Source organism: Moorena sp. SIO4G3, assembly GCF_010692305.1.
Classification (GTDB): Bacteria; Cyanobacteriota; Cyanobacteriia; order Cyanobacteriales; family Coleofasciculaceae; genus Moorena; species Moorena producens_A.
On the sequence record NZ_JAAHIG010000027.1, the window covers coordinates 1 to 7,020 of the forward strand.

The 7,020-nt window shown below is 46.2% G+C and carries 8 protein-coding genes; 6 read left to right on the forward strand and 2 right to left on the reverse strand.

The genetic code is table 11. From position 1 onward, the window contains the following. The first annotated feature begins 218 nt into the window (after positions 1–218). From F6J99_RS07550 to F6J99_RS07570, 5 genes are all read left to right on the forward strand, one after another. Positions 219–1,409: a transposase gene (locus F6J99_RS07550; RefSeq protein ID WP_293112394.1), complete on the forward strand. Its 1,191-nt coding sequence runs from the start codon at positions 219–221 to the stop codon at positions 1,407–1,409. A gap of 59 nt (positions 1,410–1,468) precedes the next feature. Next, positions 1,469–2,143: a Uma2 family endonuclease gene (locus F6J99_RS07555; RefSeq protein ID WP_293112395.1), complete on the forward strand. Its 675-nt coding sequence runs from the start codon at positions 1,469–1,471 to the stop codon at positions 2,141–2,143. Positions 2,144–2,338: 195 nt separating this feature from the next. Beyond that, positions 2,339–3,241, forward strand: a complete 903-nt coding sequence (locus F6J99_RS07560; RefSeq protein WP_293112396.1) for a Uma2 family endonuclease — start codon at positions 2,339–2,341, stop codon at positions 3,239–3,241. A gap of 85 nt (positions 3,242–3,326) precedes the next feature. Continuing rightward, entirely contained in the window at positions 3,327–3,746 is a 420-nt protein-coding gene (locus tag F6J99_RS07565; protein ID WP_293112397.1) for a DUF29 family protein, read from the forward strand. A 62-nt stretch (positions 3,747–3,808) separates the two neighbouring features. After that, entirely contained in the window at positions 3,809–4,024 is a 216-nt protein-coding gene (locus F6J99_RS07570; protein ID WP_293112398.1) for a hypothetical protein, read from the forward strand. Here F6J99_RS07570 and F6J99_RS07575 read toward each other — a convergent pair. Continuing rightward, positions 3,943–5,538 carry an NAD(P)H-hydrate dehydratase gene (locus F6J99_RS07575; RefSeq protein WP_293112399.1) on the reverse strand — a complete coding sequence of 532 codons (1,596 nt, stop codon included), beginning with the start codon at positions 5,536–5,538 and terminating at the stop codon, positions 3,943–3,945. The two genes, F6J99_RS07570 and F6J99_RS07575, sit on opposite strands and share 82 nt — an antisense overlap. A gap of 98 nt (positions 5,539–5,636) precedes the next feature. Between F6J99_RS07575 and F6J99_RS07580 the strand changes: the two genes are divergently transcribed. Beyond that, positions 5,637–5,882 (forward strand): hypothetical protein, encoded by a 246-nt coding sequence (locus tag F6J99_RS07580; RefSeq protein ID WP_293112400.1) that lies wholly within the window; start codon positions 5,637–5,639, stop codon positions 5,880–5,882. A 43-nt stretch (positions 5,883–5,925) separates the two neighbouring features. Here F6J99_RS07580 and F6J99_RS07585 read toward each other — a convergent pair whose 3' ends face one another. Further along, the gene (locus F6J99_RS07585; protein WP_293112401.1) at positions 5,926–6,843 is read right to left on the reverse strand and encodes a hypothetical protein; all 918 of its coding nucleotides are present in this window, start codon (positions 6,841–6,843) and stop codon (positions 5,926–5,928) included. Positions 6,844–7,020: the final 177 nt, after the last annotated feature.

The window sequence follows — 7,020 nt, forward strand, 5'->3', positions numbered from 1 at the left end:
ATTCAAACCCGTTCTGAGAAGTACCCACTGACAAGGGACTACTGCGCGAGGAGCCGTGTGAGAGGAAACTTTCATGCACGGTTCTGAAGACGAGTCGGAGGGGCGACTCTCCGGCTTAGTTTAATGATATGCTACTAGCACAGTACAACTATCTATTGAGAGACAGGAATGATTCTTACGATCAGGCAAAGTCTCCAAGGTTAGGAAATTATTGTGATTTGAGAAGTAAGGGAGAGGCGTGTCCGCTGACTTGTTCTGTAAGTAAGTCACACTCTGTTGGGTATCCTTGGAAGAAAAACAAAAAAACCCCTCGTAGGACTGCTTATGAGGCTCAGAGTTCAAATCTTCCAATCCTCAAAAAAGAACGACCTTGGTACAAAACTATAAACTCAACTGTTTTACAACAGACTTTAAGGCAGTTGGATGTAGCTTTTTCAAAGTTCTTCAAAAATGAAACAGGGCACCCTAAACCTAAAAGGCGTTCGCGATTTAGAAGTTTTAAGTATACTCCAGGACAAGTAAAGCTAGATGGTAACCGAATCTATTTACCAGGTATAGGATGGATGCGGTTTCATGATTCCCGCCCTATACCAAGTGGGTTTACCTTGAAGTCCGTAACCGTTCGCCGGAAGGCACGGGGTTGGTTTGTTAGCCTCCAGATTGAAGACAAATCGGTACCAGCTTTACCTGTAAAAAACAAGAATGAAATTAGCCCGGATCGTGTTAAGGGATGTGATCTAGGAATAAAAAAGCTCGTTAGTATTTCTAATGGAGAGATAATTCAGAATCCAGCTAACGACAAAGTATTTAAGCGACAAGCCAGACGCTTAAAGTTGAGACAGCGATCTGCGAGTATAAAAAAGAAAGGTTCAAGGAATCGTAAAAAATCTTTTTCTAAAGTAGCGTCATTACACGATCGGATTGCTAACAGCCGTTCTGCATACCACTGGAAGACAGCTAAAGTTCTAACCGATGGAACTGATGCCCTGATATTTGAGGACTTAAATATTAGGGGCATGAAGTCTCGTTGTAAACCTAAAAAGAATGAAAGTGGTGGGTACAATCCCAATGGACAATCAGCCAAAAGGGCTCTAAATCGTGCAATATCTGATGCCGCTTGGGGAGAACTGATCAAAAAGATCGAGGTCGTGGCTGCAAAGTCAGGCATTCCAGTAATCAAAGTAAATCCCAGGCATACATCTCAGCGGTGTCCAAAGTGTCATCATGTTAGCGCAGAAAATCGAAAAAAAGAAAAGTTTGTTTGCACCAATTGTGGACATCACAATGATGCTGATGTAAATGGCGCAGTAAATATCAAGATGCGGGGTCTGAAAGAACTGGGTATTGACCCCACCCAGCTACCTCTGGTTCGGGGGGAAGTTACGCCCATGGAGTTAACAGCCACTTAGTTGGTTGTGCCTGGGAATCCCCATCCTATACCGGTTGGGGAGGTTCAAAGGAGTAATTTATGGCAACATCAACATCACAACCGATGGTAATTCCCATTCTTGAAAACGGCGATCGCTTAACTCGGGTGGAATTTGAACGACGATACCAGGCAATGCCTGATACCAAGAAAGCAGAATTGATTGAAGGAGTAGTTTACGTGGCATCTCCCGTCAGGATCACGAAACATGCCAATCCCCATGGAAAAATTATTACCTGGCTAGGGGTCTATGAAGCCGCTACCCCCGGTGTCATGTTGGGAGACAATCCTACGGTGCGGTTAGATTTTGATAATGAGCCCCAACCGGATGCAATTATGCGCATTGATCAACAAAAGGGTGGACAGTCCCGCATTAGTGACGATGACTATGTAGAAGGAGCACCGGAGTTGATTGTCGAGATTGCAGCCAGTAGTGCTTCCTACGACCTCCATGACAAGCTACGGGCTTACCGGCGCAATGGAGTAAAGGAGTATTTAGTTTGGCTGGTGCAAGAGCAACAGTTTCGCTGGTATGAATTGGATGCAGGGGAGTATGTCCAGCAGCAGCCAGATCAGTTGGGGGTGGTGAGCAGTAATGTGTTTCCAGGATTGCAGTTGGCAGTAGGGGCGTTACTAGCTGGAGAAATGCAACGGGTATTGTCAGTGCTTCAGGAGGGAATAGAGTCAGAGGCACATCAACACTTTGTAGCTGGATAGGCTCGGTAGCTAATACTCCGAAGATGGCTTTTGCGATCGGCGTTCGCGCAGCGTGGCCAAAGGCCTCAGCCGCGCCAAAGGCGATTAGCCCGAAGGGCGTTGGCTAGCGATCGCAAACAGCAACAAACCCACTGCTGGGACCCTAGGTAACTGACCCAAATGCTACCCTCAAACTATCCGGTTCAACAGAAGATCATGTACCAAACTGACCCACCGCTTTCTCCCAGCGAAACCATGCCCACGATGTATGACTTACCTAGTGAAGACCCAGAGGAGCCTGGTTTGCCTGACGAATTTCACGACTTCCAACCCCAGCTATTGCGGGAAACCTGCCAACCTCCTAACTATCCCAAGGAGGAGATGTTCATTGGCACAGACCTAAATCTATATTACGATAGTCATCATTTGTTGTGGCACAAACGACCAGATTGGTTTCTGGTATTGGGTGTCACTCCTGCTCAACAACAACAAGATCTGCGCTGGAGTTATGTGGTTTGGCAGGAAGGAAGAGTGCCATTTTTGGTAGTGGAACTCCTATCACCAGGTACCGAAGCTGAAGATTTAGGACAAACCCTAAGGTCTGCCAACAAGCCACCCACCAAATGGCAAGCCTATGAGCAATATATGCGGATTCCTTACTATGTGGTCTTTGACCGTTATCAAAACCAGTTGCGAGTGTTTCAATTAATTGTCACTCAGTATCACGAAGCAGAGCTTTCTGAGCCCAAATTTTGGATTCCAGAACTGGAATTAGGGTTAGGAGTATGGCAGGGGAAATATCAAGAAACAGAAGGGTTGTGGCTGCGTTGGTATGATGGAGCTGGTAATTGGATTGAGACTTCAAAAGAACACGCTCAACAGGAACACCAACGGGCAGAACAAGAACGCCAACGGGCAGAACAGGAATCCCAACGGGCAGAACAGGAATCCCAACGGGCAGAACAAGAACGCCAACGGGCAGAACAGGAATCCCAACGGGCAGAACAGGAATCCCAACGGGCAGAACAAGAACGCCAACGGGCAGAACAGGAATCCCAACGGGCAAAACGATTAGCAGAAAAATTGCGTACCCTTGGCATCAATCCCGATGATTTATAAGGGGGGGGGTGATCCAACTTCCCAGCTTCCTACTCCCGACTCCCGACTCCCGACTCCCGATTCCCTACTCCCATCAACCTAGGATATGGAAGAATTAACATTATTACGTCAACTCATTGAAGAAAGAAACTATCATAAAGCCTTAGAAATTGTTGATGAACTAGAAGAAATGTCAAGGGAGGATAAATTAAATAAAATTTATAGCTATGCAGTCATTTTACTATTACATTTAATAAAACAAGAAGTAGAAAAACGCACTACCCGCTCTTGGGAATTTTCGATTTATAATGCCAGCAAAACCATTAAACGAGTTAACAAACGGCGAAAATCAGGAGGATGTTATGCCAATCAAGAGGAATTATTAGAAATTTTAACCGATGCCTTTGAAACAGCCCTAAAAAAAGCAGCATTAGAAGCCTTAGAAGGCAGATATACAGATAGTGAACTCAAAGAAAAGATTGACGAAGAGCAAATTAAAGAGAAAGCTCTAGGTTTAATTTGTTAACAAGAGGGAGCAGGGAGCAGGGAGCAGGGAGCAGGGAGCAGGGAGTGTGGGGAGATGGGGAGATGGGGAGATGGGGAGATGGGGAGATCGGGAGATGGGGAGATCGGGAGATCGGGAGTCAGATTAGTTTTCCCTCTTGCCTCTTGCCTCTTGCCTCTTGCCTCTTGCCTGTTCCCTATTCCCTGTTCCCTATTCCCTACTCCCTATTCCCTCTCACCACTGTCATCAAAAACTCCGCCAAGGTCCCCCCATCGACCCCCAACTCACTCCGCTCCTGAGCCGCTAAAATTCCCGCTTGGGCATGCCACCAGGCTGCCGTTGCCACTATTGCCTCCAAAGGATGCTCAGACAGGAGTGGCTGAGCCATCAAACCTCCCACTAGTCCCGTGAGCACATCCCCACTGCCACCTCGGGCTAGAGCTGGTGTACTTTCAGGAATTAGGGACACCGAGCCCATAGGATTTGCGATCGCACTCCTGGCTCCTTTTAACAACACCACAGACCGACTCAGTTGGGATGCCTTCCGCACGGCCTTGACTCGATCCGGTAACAGTTCTGCGGAATCAGGAAATAAACGTCGGAACTCTCCAACATGAGGGGTTAACACTGTCTGGCCTGGACGCTTCAACAAAGTGGGAATAGTGATCAGTTCCGCCAGGATATTTAAACTATCCGCATCCAAAACAATTGGGGATTGGGCAGCTAAAACCCCTTGCACTATATCCTTAGCATCCTTTGTTAAACCAGGACCACATGCGATCGCATTATAAGTCTGATTTGAAGCGTGATAGCTACCAGAGGGTTGGTGTAACTTCTCTAACACTAACTCAGGCAAAAATGCTATAGCACCCGCCGTCGTTTCTGGGCAACCAATTACCACTCCTTCTGGCAAGTGACTGACCACTAGCAATTTGATAGACTCCGGTACTGCCATCGAAAGCATTCCCACCCCACTAGCGCGAGCCCCTAATCCCGCCAAAATTGCTGCCCCTGAATACTGTTTAGAGCCACAAATCAGCAACAGATGTCCCTGTTGGTACTTATGAGTTACCTTAGGGCGAGGTAAAGGCAAAAACTCTTTCGCAACAGTTTTTGTTACTCTGAGCAAATCTGGTGGTTCACCTAAAATTGACCAAATATCCTTGAGGGGAATACCAAAATCAATTAACTCAGCTTCACCAATATAATCCAAGCCTTGGTCTTGCAGAAACGCCAACTTCCACAACCCTAAGCACAATGTCCGGGTAGCCCGAACCGCGATACCCAAAACTTCCCCAGTATCAGTATGTAATCCCGAAGGTAAATCAATACTCACCACCGGTTGTGACCATTGATTCAACAGCTCAACCGCCTCAGCGATACTACCAGAAAGCGATCGCGTCAGTCCAAATCCGAACAAACCATCAATAATCAAGTCACACTCATAAAGCGGTTCAATCTCTTCATAAAAAGGAATCCCCAAGCTAACCGCATACTGAGCATGGTAGTTAGTCAATTCCTTCAGTTTCGACAAAGGACGGTAAATGTGGATCTCATACCCCTGTAAATAAAGTTCACGAGCAACAACTAACCCATCGCCCCCATTATGACCAGGACCAACTAACACACCCACTCGCCTATTCTCAGCCCAGGGATAAAGAGTTTGAATAGAGCCAGTAATCAATCCTGCCACCTTTTCCATCAAAGCTGCTACAGGCATCCCCGCCTCAAAGATGCGCCCTTCAATCTCACGCATCTGCTCAGCAGTTACCACCACTTGTTCAATTATTTCTCGCCGATTGTCAGACTGCATCAATTGTTAATTGGGTAATGTAGAATTTAGAATTTAGAATTCTTGAATGTAGAATTTAGAATGTAGAATTTAGAATTTAGAATTCTGCCTTTTGCCTTTTGCCTTTTGCCTTTTGCCTTTTGCCTTTTGCCTTTTGCCTTTTGCCTTTTGCCTTTTGCCTTTTGCCTTTTGCCTTTTGCCTTTTGCCTTTTGCCTTTTGCCTTTTGCCTTTTTTTGCCTTTTGCCTTTTGCCTTTTGCCTTTTGCCTTTTGCCTTTTGCCTTTTGCCTTTTGCCTTTTGCCTTTTGCCTTTTGCCTTTTGCCTTTTGCCTTTTGCCTTTTGCCTTTTGCCTTTTGCCTTCTTAATTCTTAATTCTTAATTCTTAATTCTTAATTCTTAATTCTGCCCCTACCGACTAAAATACACCCGTGCATCCCAACCAGCAGAGCGCAAACGATTACTCCAACGTTCTGCCTCCCCCCGCTTTTTAAACGGACCAACAGCAACATGTTTACCTCTGGGGGCATCTCGTTGGCTCACTAAATCCTGGGCAATCCCAATTTTAACCAATTCCGTTACCATCTCTGGTAACCTCTGAGCATTTCCAGGAATAGCCACAAAATAGCTCCTACCCCTAGATTCTCTTGAATCCTCTGGATTAGAACCAGAACTCACAGCACCACGATTCGCCAAATCTAATCCTGTTTCTGGATACACCAAACGGGAGCCATAGGTGATCGAGCCATCGGATGCAAAATTGGGTATGTTCCTCAGATTTGTGGCACCCTTATCAAATGCTTGTGGTTCAATGGTTATGATGCGGGCTGGAATTCCCAAAGCTTCCAAAGTGCGCAGACGGGACTGAGCATTGTAGCGATCCATAAATGTCCCCGCTTGAATCACCCCCTCTCCCTCGCGCACAAACGCTTGTGGTTCAATGTCTTGTACTTGGGATAACAACCAATAACTATCACCCACCACATCAACCCGATAGAGATTAGCGATGGGTCTTGATGGATTAGTTATTGATGGATTAGTTATTGATGGATTAGTGTCGTTGACATTTAACTGAGGAGGTAATGGTGTATTGCTTGACCGATTGGGTGAGGCGGTCGGCAAAATTAAAGGGGGAGTGTTAACCGATGGTAGAGAAGATGGCGTCATAGTTGGTAGAGGCTCCCCAAAAAATCTCGGTTCTGGTGACGTTTGGGCAGTAGCTGGCCTCAGACCCCTCATAACTGTTTGGCCAGTCAGTAGCAACAGTAGCCAACCAGTTACCTTAATCAGTGTTTTAGGATTTCTAAATTGGTCAGACACTCTGATCATAATCGGTCTTGCTCTCTATTGACACTCCCCGTCCTATAAGAACGGGGATTCTGTTAGAGTCGATGTCCCCTATTAAGGGGAGCACCTCTCCTTCAGAACCGTACGTGAAGCTTTCGCCTCATACGGCTCCTAGATATCCTAGTCTTTCGACTTGCTCCAGTGGATTTGCTGGTGACA